Here is a 19,609-nt window from a genome sequence, read left to right as displayed (position 1 = left end):
GTTTGCAATTAGATCGATCTACAAACCAATCGAGTCAGCGATGCGTACGGAAAAGCCCGGCTTCTGCGCGCTCTGCAAATCCAGATGCGGCGCCACATTCATCATTGAGGACGGACGGCTGACGGGTGCTGCGCCCGCTCCCGCTCACCCCACTGGGAAGTCGCTTTGCGTGAAGGGCAAGGCGGCGCCGGAAATCCTCTATCACCCCGACAGGCTAATGACGCCGCTGAAGCGCACCCAACCGAAGGGAAGCGACGAGCCCGGCTGGGTTCCTGTCTCCTGGAAGCAGGCGCTGTCTGAAATCGGAGAGCGACTCCGCCACCTGCGCGACAGGCACGGGATCGAGAGTGTCGCCGTGTCGACAACGACGCCGAGCGGCACAGCTCTAAGCGACGGCGAGGAATGGATAGAACGCCTGATCCAGACTAGCGGTACGCCGAACTGGGTCAGCACCACCGAGATCTGCAACTGGCACAAGGATTTTGCTCACGCATTTACCTTCGGAACCGGCCTCCCCTACCCTGATTACGGCCAGGCGGATCTGATCGTTCTCTGGGGCTTCAATCCAAGTTCCGTCTGGCTGGACCAGGCGACGCAAGTCGCGGCAGCCCGGGCTCGTGGTTGCAAGATCCTCGTCATCGATCCGCGACGCTTCGGATTCGCGATCGGCGCCGACCAATGGCTGCGGGTCCGCCCTGGCTCCGACGGCATACTGGCGCTCGGCATCATGCGCCTGCTGATTGAAGAGAATTCTTTCGATGACTCATTCCTGATGCAGTGGACCAATGCCGCCTTCCTTGTACGCGACGACAACGGGGAATTTCTGCGCGGCGGCGACCTGAATGCACAGGGAAAGGATGCGGACGCGTTCGTCGTGCTCGGAACTGACGGGCGACTGACCTTCGTGCAGTGCAAAGGCCGCGATTCCCCAACGGTGCTTGCCCAGGCGGCGCGCTCCGGTGAAATAATCGTCAGCACTGCGAACGGCACCGTTCGGTGCACCTCAGCTTTCGATTGGCTTCACGCGGCGGCGAGCCGCCACGCATTGAGTGAAGTGGCTCGCTTAACCTGGATACCAGAAGAAGAAATACGCGCCGCAGCACGGATGATCGGTGCCGCCCGATCGGTCGCCTACTACACCTGGACCGGTCTGGGTCAGCACGCACAATCTACTCAAATCGACCGTGCGCTCGCCACGCTGATGTCTCTCAAAGGCTGCTACGATGCACCCGGCGGCAATGTTGTGCTGCCGTGCGTACCACGCAACGCCATCTGCGGCCCCAACTTCCTGGATCCGGCGCAGATGGCCAAGGCCATCGGGCTCGACGACAAGCCGCTTGGTCCGCCGAACCAAGGCCGCATCACCGCGCATGATTTCTACACCGCAGTGCTCGATGGTCGCCCCTACAAAGTGCGTGGACTTATCGGCTTCGGAGCGAACCTTGCCGTCGCCCATGCGAACTCGTTGCGAGGGCGAGACGCGCTGGATGCGCTTGAGTTCTATGTCCATTGCGACGTGTTCGAAAACCCAAGCGCTCGCTCCGCCGATTTCCTGTTGCCGGTCAACACACCGTGGGAGCGCGACGCACTGAGAATCGGCTTCGGTTCCGGGCTTGCCGCCCAGGAGCACGTGCAACTGAGACAGCAGGTGGTGGCTTCAGCGGGTGAATCTCGTTCGGACGCAGAAATCGCCTTTGCCCTGGCCGAGGAGCTCGGCCTGCGCGATCAGTTCTTCGACGGCAGCATCGAAGCGGCCCGGTCTCACATATTGCAACCGAGCGGGATCACGCTCGATCAGTTGAAAAATTGCCCGGAAGGAATCCGTTATCCGCTGAAGCAGCGCTACCGCAAATATGCCGAGCCGACTGAGGCAGGCGTGACCGGCTTCGCCACCGAAACTGGTCAGGTTGAACTTTATTCAGCGCTGTTGCACCGCAACGGTCAGCCGCCGGTGCCGACATTCGACGCCGACGATCTTCCAGCAAACGAGGCCTACCCTTTCGCACTGACGACGGCGAAGACGGGATATTACTGCCATTCCCAGCATCGACAGGTGCCGTCGCTGCGCAAACGGGAGCCCGAGCCGACGGTAAACCTCGCCCCCGAGGCGGCCGAACGACTTGGCCTAGAGGCCGGAGACTGGGCCGAGATCAGCACACGCCACGGCCAGGCCCGCATGAAAGTCAAACTGGACAACAGCCTGGACCAGCGGGTCGTCCGCGCCTCGTTTGGATGGTGGCAGGGAAATGCCGCACTCGACCTCCCCAGCTATGACGCCTTCTCAAGCACCGGCGCCAACTACAACTTGCTCGTTGGCAGCGACCAATTGGACCCGGTCAGTGGCGCCGCTGCACACCGTTCACAGTCCTGCAACATCGTGCCGATCGCCAAGGGAAGGACCGCCTGGCGGGGCTTTCGCGCGATGCGGGTGATGGGCGTCGACAAGGTCGCCGAGGGTGTAACCGCGGTCACGCTGGCGAGCCCTGATGGCAACTTTCTACCTGATTTCGAGCCGGGTCAGCATATCGTTTTGCGGCGGCGCACCGACGGCGACGACCTTATCCGGTGCTATTCACTGACGGGACCGGCCGTTGACGCACAACGCACCGCCTATACGATCGCCGTGCGCGCAGTGCCGGCGCCGGTTGGACATGACGACCTGCCGCCGGGCCGCATGTCGACTGCGATAAATGACGTTCTGGCCCCGGGCGACGAACTGGACGCACGTGCGCCTTCCGGGCGCTTCACGCCGCCCCTAGTCTCGGCACGTCCCGTTGTGCTGGTCGCCGGAGGCATCGGCATTACCCCCTTTCTGTCCTATCTGGAGACCTTGGCACGACAGCCTCTTCGCCCGAGGGTTCATCTTGCCTACGCCAACAGCCTCGCGGAAACGGAAGCCTTTGCTGACCGGCTGAGGTCACTGCTCGCGGCCATGCCGGAAGTGACGATCGACAGATGCTGGAGCCGCGCCGGTAAAGACGTTCCTGCCGATATTCATCGGGGGCGCGTCGACCTCCGGCATCTGCGGCTAGAGACGTTCGAGGTCCCGCCGGCGATCTATTTCTGCGGCCCGTCAGGCATGGTCGAATCGCTAAGGGCAGAGTTGGTCCGAGCCGGCCACCCCGATCAGCTTATGTTCGAAGAGGCTTTTGCCGCCGGCAGCGTCGATCAGAGCGCTCTGCCTGAAGGGCCCTATTCGGTCACCTTCGTGCGTTCCGGCAAGACGGCAATCTGGGAACGTGCGCGCGGCTCGCTGCTGGAATTGGCCGAGGCGGAAGGAGTGAGGATCACCAACGGATGCCGCGCCGGCCAGTGCGAGAGCTGCGAGGTGCGGGTCCTGGACGGCGAAATCGCTTATCGCACGGACCTTGCCAGATCTGCGACGGACACTTGTCTGGCCTGTCAGGCTGTCCCGAAATCCGACCTGCTCGTCGACGCCTAAACGCTGCACACCATAATCCATTTTAAGGAGACTTCATGAGAACCCAGTTGCGGCGTGACATCCATGCCCTCTTTCTGCCGATCTTCCCCGAACTCGAGATCGATAGCTCAGCCTCCCGTTTCCTGGAAGATGGAGGCATCTCGCTGCTCTTTGGCGAAACGCGCGAGGAGTATGTCAGCCGTATCATCGACGCCAGGCGCGTGGCCGAGGAAACGGCGGATCGCTGGCGCAAGACCGTTGCCCAGGCTCGAAGCATCGCCGGCCCGGTACTCGTTGCCGTCGATGCCGAGATCGGCGGCATCGAGAGGCTTCACCGGCTCGTCACGTCGCTGCCATCACTCGAAGAGGCGCATCGATCTACCAGTGAGGCCATCGAAACGCGATCAAAGGCTTCGGCCGTGTCCGCGCGCAATCTTGGCGTCAACGTCTTCCTGTCGCCGGTGGCGGATGTGCTTGTCGGCCCCAATCCCTGGCTCGAGGGGCGTACCCTCAGCGAGGATATTGGTGAAGTGACGCGAATTGTCAGTGCCTTTGTCAAAGGCGTTCAGGATGGTGGCGTCGCCGCAACGGTGAAGCATTTTCCCGGACACCCGATCTGTGTGCTCGATCCCGCCGTTGACGAAGGTGAAGTTCCGCATTCGCTGGAGGAACTGCGGGCCTTTTCAGCACCTTTCCGGGCCGGCATCGAAGCCGGAAGCGATGTCGTCATGATGGGTCCGGCGATCTTCAAGGCGACGACTCCGCCCACTGCAGCCTCCCACTCCGCCGAGTTGATCAGCCTGCTAAAAGGCGAATTCGGCTTTGGCGGCGTTGTCCTTACCGATGACCTGGATTGGAAAGCAACGATCCGGGACATGACCATAGAACAGTCCGCTGTCAAAGCACTGGCCGCCGGCGCGGACTGGATGCTGGTCTCTGCAAATGGCGTTCCACACATCACGTCGATGGTCGGTGCCATCGAGCTGGCAGTCGAGCATGGGGTCCTCTCGGCGGATCAGATCGCCGCATCAGCTTCGAAATTGCGCGCACTGGCCTTGCGACTGACCTGAGCGCTGTCTCGACTGGCCGTCGCCAATTGCGACCTCAATTCAACTATGAATGTGGACATAAGAAATGCTGATCGAACGATTTGAAAAACGCTGCCCAGAGGCAGGGCGTATCGACTTCGACGGAAACGACGCGGTGATCGAGGCCGGCCCCAACACCGATTGGTTTTTTGATCCTCGGGGCAACGCGAAATTGCGCAATGTTCCTTCGATGGCAATGTCCATTGAGGCACCAGTCTTTTCCCTGCAAGCAAAAGTAACCGCCGATTTCGGTTCCCGGTTCGACGGGGGCACCATTTTCGTCCAAGCCAGTGAAGACACTTGGGCTAAAATTGCCTTCGAATATTCTCCTCAGCGCGTTCCAACGCTCGTCAGCGTCGTTACCAAGGGCGTGTCGGATGATTGCGACGGTCCGCCCTTCGAAAAGGAGGCCGTCTATCTAAGGCTGAGCGCCCAGGACGGCGCCTTTGCCTTTCATTTCTCCGAGGCCGGTAGCCACTGGCATTTCCTGCGATGGTTTTCCCTGCCACGTGGCAGTGGTCCGCTGACCATCGGTTTGTCGGCACAATCGCCGCTCGGAAACGGCTGTCGCGTCCGTTTCTCGGACATAAGGCTCAGCTACGATCCGATCCCGGATCTGCGGGACGGCAGCTGATGCTGATCGCGCCATGCAGGTCTGTGGCGCCCGAACGGGCATTGAGGCCGAAATCGATTGCCCTGCAGCACGGAGGAATGTCATGCGCGGATTGACCGACAAGCGGGTGCTGATAACGGGTGCCGCACAAGGCATTGGCAGTGCGACGGCCATGCGTTTTGCAGAGGAAGGCTCGATCGTCATTCTCAATGATCTTCAAGGCTCTGACGCCCTTCGCGAGACCGCCGCTTCGATAGCTAATCTTTACGGCACCGATCGGGTCGGTGGTGTCGTGCCCGGCGATCTGTCCGATCCGTGCCAGGTCGAGACGATGTTCGACGAGGCGGTCAATCTCGCGGGGCACGTCGACATACTGATCAACAATGCCGGCATCAACCGCGAGCATGCATCGCACGAATTCCCGTTAGAGGATTTTGACGCGGTCCTGGATGTCAATCTCAGAGGCTCGTTCATCTGCTCGAAACTTGCCGTGCGGCATTTTCTCTCGCGCGGCATAGCCGGGGTGATCCTGAACAATTCCAGCAATCATGAAACGATCCCGAAGCCGCGGTTCATCGCCTATGCCGCAAGCAAAGGCGGGCTTGGCATGATCATGCGGACACTGGCTCTGGAATATGCCGCGCAGGGCATCCGGGTGAACAATGTCGCGCCTGGCGCAACGGTGACGCCGCTGAACCGGAGCTGGGTGTTCGATCCCGACAAGCGCGCCGCTGTCGAAGCGCATATTCCGCTCGGACGAATTGCCGAGGCGGACGAGGTCGCGGCAGCCTTTGCCTTCCTCGCCTCGGATGATGCCCGCTACATCACCGGGCACACGCTGTACGTCGATGGTGGCCTGACGATCTATCCGGACTATCGGGAAAACTGGGCATCTTGACATCGACTTGCCGACAGGGCGGCTGTGCCGAGGATTAAGCTGCGGCGAAAGACTCGCCGCAGGATTCCCGGATGATCAGCTCGGGTTCGACGATGATGTCTCGCGGCGTCCGGCTGGGGTTGGCGATCTTGTCCATAAGAACGCGAGCTGCCAATCGCCCGATGTTGCGTGCATCGATCGAGACGGTCGTCAGTGCTGGCGTCCAGAGCGCGGATTCCGGTATGTCGTCGAAGCCGACAAGAGCAACGTCCTTGCCCGGCATTAAGCCGAGGCGCTGCATCGCCAACATCACACCGAACGCCATCAGATCGTTGTAGCAGATGATCGCATCCGGGCGATCGGGACGGTCGAGCAAGACAAGTGCCGCCTCCATCGCTTCGCGCCGATTGATCGCGACGGTTTTGATGAAATCCTTCTTCACCTTCAACCGATGCTTGGCCACGCCCTGGTTGAAACCCTCAAGTCGCTCCTCGCTCGAGGACTTGCCGGCAGGGCCGCCAATGAACGCCAGTTTCTTGCGGCCCAAGCGCACCACGTGATCGATACCAAGCTGGACTCCGGCAACGTTGTCCGGGCCGATATAGGGAACTTTTTGCCCGGAGACATGGCGCATGATCTGGACCAGTGGTGTCCCCGCCGCTTCGAGGGCGGCGAGATCGTCAGCAGAGTTGTCGCCGGCCGGGCAAAGAAACACGCCGGCCACATTGTGCTGTATGAGGCGATCGATGATCATCTTCTGGCGTCCGCCATCTTCGGCGGTGTCGGCAAAGATCGTCAGGAAGTCCTGCTGGTGGCACGCCCATTCTATCCCGGACGCGAGCAACGCGTAAAACGGGTTCGATACGTCGGCAATAACCATGCCCAACGTCTTCGTCTTCTGCGATCGCAAACTGCCGGCCGACTGGTTGTAGATGTAGCCCAGTGCCTTCATGGACGCGCGGACGCGCTCGTGCGTTTCGGGCGCGATCAGGTTGCTGTTGCGGACAACGAGGGAGGCGGTCGACCTTGAAACCCCGGCATGCTTGGCGACGACGTCAAGCGTCACACGGTGCTGTTGCCCGCGCTTTTCCGTCAAGGTCTTGCCGTCCATGCCTGCCCACTCCAACCTGTTCGAGATTGAAAGAGCGCCGGCCGACTCCAGCGAGTCAGCGAGCGATCTTCCCTGACATACAGGAAAAGCAGTTTCAAATCATCAACCGCCTTGACGTCATTTCGCGCAGGTATTAGATCGATCTAACAACTGAGCTAGAGCTGTTTTCGGAGATATCTCCGGGCGGCAAGGAATTGAAATGACCAGAAAGCTCTCCTGTCGATTGGCCGCCGACATTGGTGGCACGTTTACCGACATCGCCCTCGAATGTGGTGACCGCCGCTTCACCGCCAAGGTATTGACCACGCCCAAGGCGCCTGAAATCGGCGTGATCACGGGAATCCTTGAGGCGCTGAAGCGGGCCGCGCTAACCGCCGCCGATGTCGACATCTTTATCCATGGGACGACGCTGGCCACAAACGCGCTGATTGAACGCAAGGGTGCCAAGACTGCGCTTATCACCACGCAGGGGTTTCGCGATGTGATCGAGATTGGCCGCGAAAGCCGTTTCGACCAATACGATATCAATCTTGTGAAACCCGAACCGCTTGTGGCACGTGCGCTGCGCCTGACGGTTCCCGAAAGACTTGCTGTCGACGGCTCGGTCGTCATTCCGATCAATCTCGACCAGATCAGCGCACATGTGGGCACGATGCGCGCAGCCGGCGTGACCAGCGTGGCTGTCGGGCTCCTGCACAGCTACGCCAATCCACGGCACGAACAGCTGGTCGGCGAGCGGCTGAACCAGCTGATGCCGGAAGCGTATATCTCGCTTTCCAGCAAGGTCTGCCCCGAGATCCGCGAATACGAAAGGCTGATGACCACGTGCGCCAACGCCTATGTGCAGCCTCTCATGGCAAGCTATCTGCGGCGACTGCGCGACGAACTTGATCGCATCGGCCTCTCGGCGCCGCTGCTGCTGATGACCTCCGGCGGCGGTCTGACGACGCTAAGCAATGCCTGTGAATTGCCGATCCGACTGGTCGAGTCCGGTCCGGCTGGCGGCGCTATCCTGGCTGCCCATGTCGGTGCAAAATGCGGCGTCAACGACCTGTTGTCCTTCGACATGGGTGGAACAACAGCCAAAATCTGCATCATCGACAACAGCGAGCCACTCAAATCCCGCTCGTTCGAAGTTGCCCGATCGAAACGCTTCATGAAGGGAAGCGGCATGCCGATCCGCATACCGGTCATCGAAATGGTCGAGATCGGCGCGGGCGGCGGATCGATAGCGCATGTGGACTCGCTCGGCCGGATACAGGTGGGGCCAGAGAGCGCTACCTCTGAACCTGGACCTGCCTGCTATGGTCGCGGTGGCGAAACGCCGACCGTCACCGACGCCGATCTTGTTCTGGGAAAGATTGACCCTTTGCGGTTTGCCGGTGGTTCGATCCAACTCGACGCCGGTTCTTCACGTCGGGCAATCGCGGCGTGCATTTCGGATCGGCTTGGGACGGAACTTGAGACAGGCGCATTCGGCATCTGCGAGGTGGTCGAGGAAAACATGGCCAACGCATCGCGGGTGCATGCGATCGAGCGCGGCAAGGATGTTCGCGCCAGGACCATGGTCGCGTTCGGCGGCGCCGCCCCTCTTCACGCCGCCCGTCTTGCGGAAAAACTCGGCATAAGACGCGTCATCGTGCCACGAAGTGCGGGCGTCGGTTCCGCCGTCGGCTTCCTGCGCGCGCCGCTCGGCTACGAAGTGGTGCGCAGCGCGTTCGCCCGCATCGCCAGCCTCGACATCGAGGCTATCAACCGGCAGTTCGACGAGATGATCAAGGAAGCTTCCGCGGTTATCCGCGAGGCCGATCCAGATGCGCAGCTCCAGTCGCGACGCTCCGTTTTCTTGCGCTACACCGGACAAGGCCATGAGATCGAGGTTCAGCTGGAGGATAGGCCGCTGCACGGCGATGACCGGGAGGCCCTCGCCGACGCCTTCACCAGCGCCTACATCGCGCTCTACCGGCGCAAGATCGACAACGCCGCCATCGAGGCCTTGAGCTGGGCCGTTACCGTTACAGCCGCCGGCATGGCAACCTCGCAGGACATTGCCTTCATTCGCCCCGACGCGGCAGATGCGGCGGAGCCCGTCTCTAGAAGCCGCCTTTTCGACGGCCAACTCGGGGTCTTTGCGGATAGCCCGGTCTATTGGCGCGATGCCATCGGCACTGAGCAGTTGATCAGCGGGCCGGCGATCATCGCGGAAGACGAAACGTCGACGGTCGTCACCTCGACATTCTGCGCATCGATCGACGCAAACGGCTACATCATCCTCAACGCCAAGGTCTGACGGAACTGGTCATGGACATGCACTCTGAGCTTTCCGACATCCACACGCAAATCATGTGGAATCGCCTGATCTCGGTCGTCGAGGAGCAGGCACAGACCCTGGTCCGAACCGCCTTCAGCCCGATCGTGCGGGAGTCAGGCGACCTTTCGGCCGGCGTCTTCGACATGGACGGCCGCATGCTGGCACAGGCGGTGACGGGAACGCCCGGTCATGTCAACTCGATGGCTGAATCGGTGAAACACTTCCTCATCGCCTTCCCTGCCGAGACGATGCAGGAAGGCGACGTCTACATCACCAACGATCCCTGGAAAGGCACCGGGCATTTGCACGATATGGTGGTGGTGACGCCCGCATTTCTCGACGGCAGGCTGGTCGCCCTGTTTGCCTGCACCAGTCACCTCGTCGACATCGGCGGCATTGGCTTCGGCCCCGACGGACGCGATGTCATCGAGGAAGGCCTCTATCTGCCCTTCCTTCGGTTGATCGACCGCGGCGTCAAGAACCAGACGTTGATCGACATCGTGCGCGGCAATTCCCGCTATCCCACCGAGGCGGAGGGCGACATCCTGTCGCTCGCAGCCTGCAACGACATCGGCGTCGAACGGCTCATCGAGATGATGCGCGAGTTTCGCCTCGAGACGCTCCGCGGGCTGGCTGAGCATATCATCACGCAATCGCGCAATGCGGTCGAGACGCAGATCTCAGCGCTGCCAGATGGGAGCTATTCGTCATCAATGCGGGTCGACGGCTATGAGCAGCCCATCGACCTCGTGGCGACGCTCACCGTCAAGGGTTCGACCATCACCATCGACTTCGCGGGTAGCTCCGGCGCCTCATCAAAGGGAATCAACGTACCCCTCACTTACGCGCAAGCCTATTCGACCTATGGCGTCCGCGTGTTGATTGCGCCCGACATTCCCAACAATGCAGGCTCGCTCGAGCCGATACGGGTTACGGCGCCGATCAACTGCATCCTGAATGCGCAGCGACCGGCGCCCGTATCATCGCGACACATCATAGGTCAGATGCTTCCTGACGTTGTCTTCGGTTGCCTGGCGCAGATTCCGGCGATACAGCCGCCGGCCGAAGGCACGTCGTGCCTGTGGAACCTCATCCTGGAGAACCACGCCAGCGCGGCAAACGGGGCTGCGGGCGATTTCAACCGCTTTTCGGTCCTCTCGGTGCAGACCGGTGGCGTTGGTGGGCGTCCTTCTCTGGACGGCCTGTCGGCGACTGCCTTTCCAAGTGGTGTCTCCGGTGTCCCGGTGGAGATCATCGAATCCATCTCACCGCTGTTGTTCAGATGCAAAGAGCTTCGGCCCGACAGCGGCGGTTCCGGCACCTATCGCGGTGGACTCGGCCAGCACATCGAAATCCAGAACCGCGATCCCGTCGATTTCGACCTCTACGCTGCGCTGGATCGGATCGTGCATCCGCCGCGCGGTCGAGCTGGAGGCAAGGCCGGCGGACCAGGTTACGTCGGTTTGGGATCCGGGAGGACGCTGAATGGCAAAGGCCGGCAAACAGTGCCGGCTGGCGATTGGCTGGTCGTTCTGACGCCCGGTGGCGCCGGCTACGGTGCGCCGGTTAACAGAGCGCACGAGGCAGTCGCGTCCGACATAGACAACGGCCTGGTTTCGGCGGCTGCGGCAGCGAGCGACTACTCGTTCGGCTTATAGCCCGCCAGGACCGTTTCGGTTGGCCTAGTCCCGCTATTCACCGCAGGTTCGGAGGCGATCCAGATGGATGCATCGGTTGAGGTCCAAGGGACGTCGCGACCGGCTGCCTACGCCTTCTTCCTGGCAGCGGGCATCGGGATCGGATCCTGGGCGGCGTGCCTGCCTGCCATCAGCATACAGCAGCAGCTTTCCAAGGGTGAGACTGGGCTTGTCTTGCTGTGTTTTGCCATCGGCGCGATCCTGATGATGCGCAAGGTCGGGGATCTGATTCCTGCCCTGGGAACGGCCAATATCTGCTTCGCTGGGGCAGGTCTGCTTGGCGCAGCGCTGATCGCGGTTCCCCATGCGCCAAACATCGCCACGCTTGGCCTGCTTGTCGCCGTTGCAGGGTCAGCTTTCGGCACACTTGACGTCGCCATGAACACCGAAGCGACATTCCTCGAGCGGAAGCTGCAGACGCCGATCATATCATCTTGCCATGCGATGTTCAGTTTCGGCAATCTGACCGGCGCCGGCTTGATCGGATGGCTCTTGCACGGAGGCGCCGGGGTCACGCTGTGCCTTCCGGTGGCCGGAGCATCCGTTGTTGCATTTGCAGCGTTGGGCCGTCTCGCGTCCAGGCTCCACCGAGAGCCGAAGGAAACGAGTTCAGTTTCAACCGCTGAATCGTCGAACTTCACCGAGCCGAAAGACAGACGATACCTCTACCTGCTCGGCGTGTTGGCATTTCTTTCGCTGTTTGCTGAAGGCGCCCTGTGCGACTGGATCGCCATCTATCTGGTCAATACGATCGGCTCGAGCCAAAGTACCGGCGCTTTCGGCTTTGCTCTCTTTGCCGGCATGATGGCGGTCGGCAGGGTTTTTGGCGACATTATCACACGGTCGTTCGATGCCGGGACAACGCTCGTTTACGGTGCCTTTGCCGTGGCCTTGGCCCTTAGCTTTGCTCTTTGCGTGACCAGCGTTCCAGTTATCTTCATCGCCTTGGCCGTTTGCGGCCTTGGCATCGCCAACGCCGTGCCGGCGGTCTTTTCGGCTGCTGGCAGGTTTGGTGGCCCGGCGGCTGGCGTGGCCATTTCGCGGGTCGCGACGATGGGATATGCAGGCTTGCTGATCGGACCGCCGTTCATCGGATTTATCGCACAAGCGACGTCGCTCACCATCGGCCTGGCTTTCGTGGTCGTCGCCTTGCTCGTCATCGCCTTCAAAGGAAACCTCATCCGCTCCTAGTTTGGAGCTCAAGCTGGCTGGTTTTCCCTAGTGATAGATTGCAAGTCCGAAGGACTGGGCCTCATGCCCAGACCTCCGGAAGTATGTTCTTTTGGAAGAAGTCTATAGCCGAACAGTGTTTCCGGTCTCTATTGCCTGCATGGCAGCCAGTGCGAGCCGCAGTGCATTCAAGCCATCTTCGCCGGTGACGGACGGCGAGCCGGTACCGCGAACAGCCTTGACGAAGTCGTCTATCGTTCGATCGTAGGGGACGAGATGCTCGACGCGAATTTCATGCGTGCCCTCGGCATCGCGCACTGTGACGCGCCCTTGCGGTTTCTGCCACAACACGTCCGCGCCATGGACTGATCCGTCCATGCCGTGAACGTCGATTGCAGTCCCACCGAAGGGCACCAGGAACGTGTCATGGCAGCTGACAAGCAAGCGGCCGGGAAACTCCCAGATCGTCATGACATTGTCCTTGATGCCATGCGGCGCGCTCCCTGAAGTCAGGCCCATCGCCGTTACCGAAATCGGATCCGCGTCGAAATAGAAGCGCAGCAGATCCATGTCGTGCACGGTCAAATCGAGAACAACACCGGCGCCGGCCTTGGGGTCGTTCAGCCGCCAACGAGCCAGGTTGTCCGGCAGGTCGACAGTAAAGGACACTCGAGCCGAGGTGATGTGACCCAATTGGCCGGACTTGATCAGATCCTTGATCGCGCGATGCGTCTCCATGTTGCGAAGGTGATGATTGGTAGCAAGAACGACACCCGCTGCCCTGGCCGCGTCCAACATGGCCTGCGCGTCCTCGACATTCAAAGCCAGGGGCTTTTCACAAAGAATGTGCTTGCCGGCCTTGGCAGCTGCAATCGCCTCGTCGCGGTGCTTGTCGTTGGTGGTCGAAATATAGACGGCGTCAAGTTCGGGATCGGACAGGAATGCATCAAGGTCGGTGAAATTTCGCCGCAGACCCAGATCCTGCGCATAGGCCGTCGCACGCTCCTGATCCCGGCTGTAGACCGAAACCACCTCGCAATCGGCGTGCTTGCTGATCGACGTATGGAGCCATTGCTTGGCGATATTGCTGGCGCCGAGCAGGCCCCATCTCAGTTTTCCGTGCTTTGCCATTTCAAACTCCTTTTGGAAAAGACCAAGGGACCCGGGATCGGTCTATGGAAGGGATGCAGGCGCCGGTGCGGGCTGTTTGTGCAGTCGCCAGTCGCGACGCTGACGTGCCGGCGAAGCCTCCAGCTTGATCCGATTCAGGAACGATTTTCGACGCAGGATTCGGCTTGATCAGAACACCGCTGATATCGCGAACCGCGTCCCGGATCATGGCCGTTCCCGTGCTGGAATAACAATTGAGTTGAGCGTTCGTTGTTGCTATTAGATCGATCTAAGGCCTGAGGCGAAGTTTGTCAAACCCTCTTGGCCGACGGCGAGCCGCAAGGTGCCATTTGGCTCGCGCGCTCAGGTCTGATCAACATTGTAGAGGCCCATTGAGGGTCCACCAGGAAACGGGTTGCACGGATGACTTACGACTACATCATCGTCGGTGGCGGATCAGCAGGATGCGTGATCGCCAATCGCCTCAGCGCCGATCCGCAGGCACGAGTTCTCCTTCTTGAGGCCGGTGGACCCGACAAGTCGCTGCTGATCCACTTCCCGGCCGGCTATTCGAAGCTCGTCGGGCCAAGGGTGAGCTGGGAGTTTCGAACCACGCCGCAAAAGAACGTCAACAATCGCGAGATGCATTACCCGCAAGGCATGACGCTTGGCGGGGGCAGTTCGATCAACGCGATGGTCTATATCCGGGGCAACAGCAACGACTACGATCAATGGGCAAAGCTCGGCAATGACGGCTGGGGATACGATGGCTGTCTGCCTTACTTTGTTCGCGCGGAGTCCAACCAGCGTTTTACCGCGCCTTACCATGGCAATGACGGACCTCTGGCGGTCTCCGACCAGGTCAGCCCTATTGCGCTGACTGACACGTTTGTGCGCGCCGCCCAGCAGGCCGGCCATCCCTTCACTGCCGATTTCAATGGCGCTCGGCAACATGGTGTCGGCTACTATCAGGTTACACAGCGCGACCGCCGGCGCGGCAGTGCCGCGGTATCGTACGTCCATCCTGTCCGGCATCGCGCCAATTTGACTGTGGTCACGCTGGCCAGGGCCTTGCGGGTCATCATCGAGCATGGTCGTGCCACTGGCGTCGAGTATGTGGTCGGCCCGTCGAGGACGCCGAAGATTGCCTATGCCGACCGCGAAGTCGTCGTTTCCAGCGGCGCGATCGGTTCACCGCGCCTGCTGCTGCTTTCGGGGATCGGGCAAGCCGACAATCTGTCCGCCCTCGGCATCAAACCGGTGCACGACCTCAAGGGTGTCGGCAAGAATCTGCAGGATCATCTCGATGTCTATGCCGTGGCGACCTTGAAGGAGCCGATCAGCTATGATGGGCAGGACCGACTGATCCCGATGATCCGGAATGGTATCCAGTACCTGTTGTACCGGACCGGACCGGTCACCTCCAATGTCTGCGAGGGCGGTGCCTTCCTGTCGACGCAGGGCAATGACGATTGGCCGGACAACCAGATGCATTTCCTGCCCGCCTACGTCGTCGACCATGGCCGCAAGAAGATTGCCGGTTACGGCATGACGCTGAACACCGCCTATCTGCGACCCGAGGCCCGCGGCTCCGTCACCCTGGCTTCAAACGATCCGCTTCAGCGGCCACTGATCGACCCCAATTTTCTCGGTGTCGATGAAGACCTGAGCCGGTCGATCGCTTGCTTCAAGCAATCACGGGAAATCTTTGCCCAGCCGGCGCTCGACCGGGTGATCGAGCGCGAATACATGCCCGGAAAGGATCTCAGGACCGACGCTCAGATCGCCGACTATGTGCGCGAATGGAGCAAGACCGACTACCACCCCGTTGGCACCTGCAAGATGGGCAACGACGAGATGGCTGTCGTCGATACACAATTGCGCGTGCGCGGGCTGGAACGCTTGCGTGTGATCGATTCGTCGATCATGCCGACGCTGGTCAGTGGCAACACCAATGCCCCATCGATCATGATTGGCGAGAAGGGCGCGGCGATCATGATCGCCGGAAAGGTCGTTTGACCTACGCGGCGCCCGGCATCTTGTGTGCCGGGTGCCCGATGCGATGTGTCAGGGGTGGAGCTCGACGGCGAGCCATATGGCATCGGTATCCGAGAAATAGCGATGCCACGGATATGTCCACTCGTTCTTTCCCGTCACCAGGCAGAACGCTTCATGCGTGTAGCCAGGCGACATGATGACGTCTTCATAGATCGTCTGCGAATCGCGCTCGCGGAACTTCTGCATCCTGCCGAAGCCGTGGATTTGCGTGTGTGTTTCCAGGAAGGGATGTTCGTTGTGGATGAAGGCGTCGGTCTGGGCCGGCGCCCACCAGAGCTTCAGCTTGAGTTCGAAGGATTGCCGCGAACCGCCGCCAGTGTTCTCTCGCGTGAACTCATAAGGATCCTCTTCCACCGTGGCTATGCTGTCGATTGACGATACATAGAGCGGATTCTGCCTGGGAAAGCCGGCATAGAGGTCGCCGAACCATGTCCAGCCTCGGTGCATGACGCCACCCAGGTTCTCGGTATTGTCGATTCTGAGGACGGCGATGCGTTCCGCCTTGAGTACCTTCTTGCCCAAAACTGTCGTTGATCTCCAGGGCTGAATTGGAGCGTTCACAACGCCTTCGATCCAGATGGTCCGCGGGCTGAGATTGACGACGATGCCACGAACATCCAGGGCTTCGACGTTCTCGTAGAGAACCGCCGAGATGTGTTTGTCGGCGAAGTTGAGCGGGCGTGAACGGTTCTTTTCGAGCGTCAAAGACATTCTCCAGAATGATCAGAAAAGATGCCTTGACCTTAAATTAGATCGATGCAATTTTCAACTCACTTCTCGTATGTGTGATGGCGCTTGATGCATTTCGAGCAGGTGAAATCGCTTCTCGTAGCGCGTTATCTCAAGATCAGGAGACGATGATGAAGCCGGTGGTGGTGGCGGTGCTTGGCGCATGCGGATGGATGGGGCGGGTGCACTCCAATGCATATGCCGCAATGATGCGACAGTTTCCCGCGCTTGGCGCCGACGTGCGGATCAAATGGCTTGTCGACGACAACGAAGCCGGCGCACGAGAGGCGGCGCGGCTTCTCGGTGTGGCATTCGTCGGCCGGGACTGGCGCGAAGCAGTCACTGATCCCGATGTCGACCTGATCGATATCTGCCTGCCGGACGCACTGCATTTCGAAGTCGCCAAGGCGGCGCTGCAGAACGGCAAGCATGTCTATTGCGAAAAGCCGTTCACGGACACCGGTGCCGAGGCCGACGAACTGGTGGCGCTGGCGAAAAGCGCGGGTGTCATCACACGCGTTGGCCACAGCTTTCCCGTCAATCCGGTTCACCAATTGGCGCGAGAGATCATTCGGTCAGGAGAGATCGGGGACATCACCATGTTCCGCGGCACGCAGCACGTCGACAGCCATGGCGATCCACGGGCCCCCTTCATCTGGCGCCTTGACGGCGAACTCGCCAGAACAGGGATTGTCGGGGACACCGGCTCGCATATGTTCAGCTTCATGGACTATCTGATCGGAGAGGTTGACGAATTGGTCGCGCATTGTCCGATCATTTTCGGCGAGCGTCCGGACGTACCTGGAGCCACATATGGAGGACAGGCTCCCGTGATGGAGACCGGCAGGACTCGAAAGGTGACCAATCCGGATGCCGGCTTCCTTATCTGCCGCTTCAAGGCCGGCGCCATTGGCACAGTCGACTTCAGCAGGATTGCCACCGGCAAGAGATTCACTCAGCGCTATGAGATCTACGGCACCAAGGGCTCGATCACCTATGACTACGATCAAATCGCGCGGTTAAACCTCTTCAAGCTCAGCGACACGCCTGGCCAGCAAGGATTCCGCGCCATCGATGTTGGGCCGGAGCATGCCGACTACCGGAGCTTCCTGCCATTGCCGAATTTTGGACTGGGCTACAACGAGATCAAGATGCTTGAAGCAAGCAAGGTCATCGGATCGATCGTGTCGGGCGTGCCTGCATGGCCTACATTTGAGGACGCGAAACGCATCGTCGCTCTCGTCGATGCATGCATGGCATCTCATGCATCGCGTCAATGGGAACCCGTGCGAAACTGATCGCAGCGCTGAATATACATGTTGCAACGGAGAGAACTGATGTCGTCAACCGCCAACCCCATCTCGCTCGTCGGACTGGATCACGTGGTCTTTCTCGTCGACGACATGAAAGCGGCACTCGCTTTCTATCAAGGCGTTCTCGGCTGCCAGCCTGGCTATGTCTACCCGGATCTGGGTATGGAGCAACTATGGTGCGGCTCTGCTCTCATCGTCCTGTGGGATACGACCAACCCCGGCGCCCATGATGCAATCCCGCCAGTCGTCGGGGGTCGCAATGTCGATCACGTTTGCATCGCTTGCGGCCCACTGGACCATAACACGGTGCGCAAACACTTGGTCCATCATGGTGTGCAGATCGAACGGGAGGCATTCCATGGCGGCGCTCGCGGCATGGGGCATTCGTTCTATATCTCCGATCCATTCGGCAACAAGATCGAGATCAAAGGCCCACCCGTCTATCCCGATGGTCGGCGCCAGGCACAGAGCCAAAATCCGACGGGTTTAGTTCTCGAAGACATCGATCTGCGCTCGAGCTGAGCGGCCAGACCCACATCGTGTTGGTTCAGCGCTGTCCTCGCACCCACCAGGCCTGACGGCCACCGAAATGAAATTGAACTGTTTTCAGTTCGGTGAATTCCTCGACACCGGCGCGGCCGTTCTCCCGCCCGATACCACTTTGCTTGTATCCGCCGAACGGTAGCTCGGCTGGTCCCGAGGAGTAGGTATTGACCCAGACCGTACCGGCCTGGAGCCGGCGTGTCATCGCGACCGCGCGTTCGTAATCCGATGTCCATACCGCGACCGAGAGGCCAAAATCCGTTTGATTGGCGATCGCGACAGCTTCGGTGGGGGTGTCGAACGGGATCACGGAAAGCACCGGTCCAAAGATCTCGTTGTTGGCCACCTCCATTTGCGGATCCACACCTGTCAGGATGGAAGGATAGACGTAAAGACCGGAATCCGACGGCACCCTTCCCTCGCCAAGCAGCACGCCGGCCCCGCCCTCTCTGGCCCGCGAGACGAAACCGACGATCTTGTCGAGTTGAGCGGGGCTGATGATCGCACCGATCTGTGCCTCCGGGTCAAGCGGGTCGCCGACCTTGACAGTCCGAGCTCGCTTCGCCACGCGCTGCACGAGTTCGTCATGGATACTGCGTTCGACAAGCAGCCGGGCGCCACAGTTGCAGCTCTCTCCGGCGTTCTTGAATGCCCCTTCGATGATGGCGTCTGCCGCCTCTTCGAGGTTTGCATCGGCAAACACGATCTGGGCGTTCTTGCCGCCAAGTTCGAGCGACACTTTCTTCAGCTGCTGCGCGGAGGATTGCACCGCGATCTTGCCGACAGCTGTGGACCCGGTGAAGGAGATCATATCGACGCCGGGATGGTCGAGCATGCGTTGGCCCGCTGGGTGGCCGTGGCCAGTGACGATGTTGACGACCCCGTCGGGCAGCCCCGCCTCCATCAGCAGTTCCCCCAGGATCAGGGTCGTCCCAGGCGTGAATTCGCTCGGCTTTACGATTGCCGTGCAACCGGCAGCGAGTGCAAAAGGCAGTTTCTGCGAAATGATCAGCAATGGAAAATTCCACGGCGTGATGATCGACACCACCCCGATCGGCTCGCGCATGACGTTGGCGATCAGGTTCGGCCCGAGGTTGTTGTGGCTGTCGCCGTGCAGTGTCCGCGCCACGCCGGCGCAATAGTCCCAGAGGTTTGCTGACCAATCCATTTCGGCGCGAGCCTGGGAAATCACCTTGCCGCTTTCCAGCGTCTCGATCAGTGCAATCCGATGGGCATTCTTTCGGATCAGCTCCGCGGTGCGCGTCAGAATGCGTGCTCGATCTTCTGCCGCCATGTAGGGCCATTCGCCCGCGTCGAAGGCCGAGCGAGCGGCAGCCACCGCGCGGTCAACGTCCTCGGCGCCGGCTTCAGGATAGATGCCTACTTCCATTCCGTTGCCTGGGGAGGATCGCGAGAACGTTTGACCGGCAGCAGCGTCGACCCATTTGCCGCCGATCAACATTTTCATCCTGTGCGGTAACTCAGGCAGGCCGGACCGGATGAATGGGCGTATTCGCAGCGGATGTATCGGGGCTGTCACAGGGCGCCTGTAAGGTTCTTTGTGTACT

The 19,609-nt window shown here is 60.4% G+C and carries 14 protein-coding genes; 10 read left to right on the top strand and 4 right to left on the bottom strand.

What is annotated here, in order from left to right:
• Nucleotides 1-40: 40 nt before the first annotated feature.
• From LHFGNBLO_RS17425 to LHFGNBLO_RS17410, 4 genes are all read left to right on the top strand, one after another.
• Nucleotides 41-3,442 carry a molybdopterin-dependent oxidoreductase gene (locus tag LHFGNBLO_RS17425; protein ID WP_258609328.1) on the top strand — a complete coding sequence of 1,134 codons (3,402 nt, stop codon included), beginning with the start codon at nt 41-43 and terminating at the stop codon, nt 3,440-3,442.
• Nucleotides 3,443-3,489: 47 nt separating this feature from the next.
• Complete coding sequence (locus tag LHFGNBLO_RS17420) at nt 3,490-4,491, top strand: glycoside hydrolase family 3 N-terminal domain-containing protein (RefSeq protein ID WP_258609326.1); 1,002 nt, start codon at nt 3,490-3,492, stop codon at nt 4,489-4,491.
• 64 nt (nt 4,492-4,555) lie between these two features.
• Entirely contained in the window at nt 4,556-5,143 is a 588-nt protein-coding gene (locus tag LHFGNBLO_RS17415) for a DUF1349 domain-containing protein (RefSeq protein ID WP_258609324.1), read from the top strand.
• An 82-nt stretch (nt 5,144-5,225) separates the two neighbouring features.
• Nucleotides 5,226-6,020 (top strand): glucose 1-dehydrogenase, encoded by a 795-nt coding sequence (locus LHFGNBLO_RS17410; RefSeq protein WP_258609323.1) that lies wholly within the window; start codon nt 5,226-5,228, stop codon nt 6,018-6,020.
• 34 nt (nt 6,021-6,054) lie between these two features.
• On the opposite strand, the gene LHFGNBLO_RS17405 is transcribed toward LHFGNBLO_RS17410, so the two are convergent.
• A complete protein-coding gene (locus LHFGNBLO_RS17405; protein WP_258609321.1) occupies nt 6,055-7,110 on the bottom strand; it encodes a LacI family DNA-binding transcriptional regulator in 1,056 nt (351 codons plus the stop codon).
• 199 nt (nt 7,111-7,309) lie between these two features.
• Here LHFGNBLO_RS17405 and LHFGNBLO_RS17400 point away from each other — a divergent pair, with 199 nt between their 5' ends.
• The 3 genes from LHFGNBLO_RS17400 to LHFGNBLO_RS33670 all read left to right on the top strand — a co-directional run bounded on the left by LHFGNBLO_RS17400 (nt 7,310) and on the right by LHFGNBLO_RS33670 (nt 12,309).
• Entirely contained in the window at nt 7,310-9,400 is a 2,091-nt protein-coding gene (locus LHFGNBLO_RS17400; protein WP_258609319.1) for a hydantoinase/oxoprolinase family protein, read from the top strand.
• Nucleotides 9,401-9,411: 11 nt separating this feature from the next.
• On the top strand, nt 9,412-11,079 hold the full coding sequence (locus LHFGNBLO_RS17395; protein WP_413774695.1) for a hydantoinase B/oxoprolinase family protein: 1,668 nt from the start codon (nt 9,412-9,414) through the stop codon (nt 11,077-11,079).
• A 63-nt stretch (nt 11,080-11,142) separates the two neighbouring features.
• Nucleotides 11,143-12,309: an MFS transporter gene (locus LHFGNBLO_RS33670; RefSeq protein WP_413774694.1), complete on the top strand. Its 1,167-nt coding sequence runs from the start codon at nt 11,143-11,145 to the stop codon at nt 12,307-12,309.
• Nucleotides 12,310-12,411: 102 nt separating this feature from the next.
• Here the strand turns inward: LHFGNBLO_RS33670 and LHFGNBLO_RS17385 are convergent, their stop codons facing one another.
• The gene (locus tag LHFGNBLO_RS17385) at nt 12,412-13,419 is read right to left on the bottom strand and encodes a Gfo/Idh/MocA family protein (RefSeq protein ID WP_258609315.1); all 1,008 of its coding nucleotides are present in this window, start codon (nt 13,417-13,419) and stop codon (nt 12,412-12,414) included.
• Between the two features lie 402 nt (nt 13,420-13,821).
• On the opposite strand from LHFGNBLO_RS17385, the gene LHFGNBLO_RS17380 reads away from it, so the two are divergent.
• On the top strand, nt 13,822-15,417 hold the full coding sequence (locus LHFGNBLO_RS17380; RefSeq protein ID WP_258609313.1) for a GMC family oxidoreductase: 1,596 nt from the start codon (nt 13,822-13,824) through the stop codon (nt 15,415-15,417).
• A 48-nt stretch (nt 15,418-15,465) separates the two neighbouring features.
• Here LHFGNBLO_RS17380 and LHFGNBLO_RS17375 read toward each other — a convergent pair whose 3' ends face one another.
• Nucleotides 15,466-16,161 (bottom strand): hypothetical protein, encoded by a 696-nt coding sequence (locus tag LHFGNBLO_RS17375; RefSeq protein WP_258609312.1) that lies wholly within the window; start codon nt 16,159-16,161, stop codon nt 15,466-15,468.
• A 155-nt stretch (nt 16,162-16,316) separates the two neighbouring features.
• Between LHFGNBLO_RS17375 and LHFGNBLO_RS17370 the strand changes: the two genes are divergently transcribed.
• On the top strand, nt 16,317-17,483 hold the full coding sequence (locus tag LHFGNBLO_RS17370) for a Gfo/Idh/MocA family protein (protein ID WP_258609779.1): 1,167 nt from the start codon (nt 16,317-16,319) through the stop codon (nt 17,481-17,483).
• Nucleotides 17,484-17,522: 39 nt separating this feature from the next.
• The gene (locus tag LHFGNBLO_RS17365) at nt 17,523-18,020 is read left to right on the top strand and encodes a VOC family protein (RefSeq protein ID WP_258609310.1); all 498 of its coding nucleotides are present in this window, start codon (nt 17,523-17,525) and stop codon (nt 18,018-18,020) included.
• 25 nt (nt 18,021-18,045) lie between these two features.
• Here LHFGNBLO_RS17365 and LHFGNBLO_RS17360 read toward each other — a convergent pair whose 3' ends face one another.
• A complete protein-coding gene (locus tag LHFGNBLO_RS17360) occupies nt 18,046-19,509 on the bottom strand; it encodes an aldehyde dehydrogenase family protein (RefSeq protein ID WP_258609308.1) in 1,464 nt (487 codons plus the stop codon).
• Nucleotides 19,510-19,609: the final 100 nt, after the last annotated feature.

This window comes from Mesorhizobium sp. AR10, from assembly GCF_024746795.1.
Taxonomy (GTDB): domain Bacteria; phylum Pseudomonadota; class Alphaproteobacteria; order Rhizobiales; family Rhizobiaceae; genus Mesorhizobium.
This window is presented reverse-complemented; position numbering and strand designations above follow the sequence as displayed.

Coding starts and splice junctions, on each gene's coding strand:
- LHFGNBLO_RS17395 (WP_413774695.1), top strand. CDS start 9,412: ATGGACATGCACTCTGAGCTTTCCGACATCCACACGCAAATCATGTGG.
- LHFGNBLO_RS17360 (WP_258609308.1), bottom strand. CDS start 19,509: ATGAAAATGTTGATCGGCGGCAAATGGGTCGACGCTGCTGCCGGTCAA.
- LHFGNBLO_RS17415 (WP_258609324.1), top strand. CDS start 4,556: ATGCTGATCGAACGATTTGAAAAACGCTGCCCAGAGGCAGGGCGTATC.
- LHFGNBLO_RS17370 (WP_258609779.1), top strand. CDS start 16,317: ATGAAGCCGGTGGTGGTGGCGGTGCTTGGCGCATGCGGATGGATGGGG.
- LHFGNBLO_RS17365 (WP_258609310.1), top strand. CDS start 17,523: ATGTCGTCAACCGCCAACCCCATCTCGCTCGTCGGACTGGATCACGTG.
- LHFGNBLO_RS33670 (WP_413774694.1), top strand. CDS start 11,143: ATGGATGCATCGGTTGAGGTCCAAGGGACGTCGCGACCGGCTGCCTAC.
- LHFGNBLO_RS17410 (WP_258609323.1), top strand. CDS start 5,226: ATGCGCGGATTGACCGACAAGCGGGTGCTGATAACGGGTGCCGCACAA.
- LHFGNBLO_RS17380 (WP_258609313.1), top strand. CDS start 13,822: ATGACTTACGACTACATCATCGTCGGTGGCGGATCAGCAGGATGCGTG.
- LHFGNBLO_RS17405 (WP_258609321.1), bottom strand. CDS start 7,110: ATGGACGGCAAGACCTTGACGGAAAAGCGCGGGCAACAGCACCGTGTG.
- LHFGNBLO_RS17385 (WP_258609315.1), bottom strand. CDS start 13,419: ATGGCAAAGCACGGAAAACTGAGATGGGGCCTGCTCGGCGCCAGCAAT.
- LHFGNBLO_RS17425 (WP_258609328.1), top strand. CDS start 41: ATGCGTACGGAAAAGCCCGGCTTCTGCGCGCTCTGCAAATCCAGATGC.
- LHFGNBLO_RS17400 (WP_258609319.1), top strand. CDS start 7,310: ATGACCAGAAAGCTCTCCTGTCGATTGGCCGCCGACATTGGTGGCACG.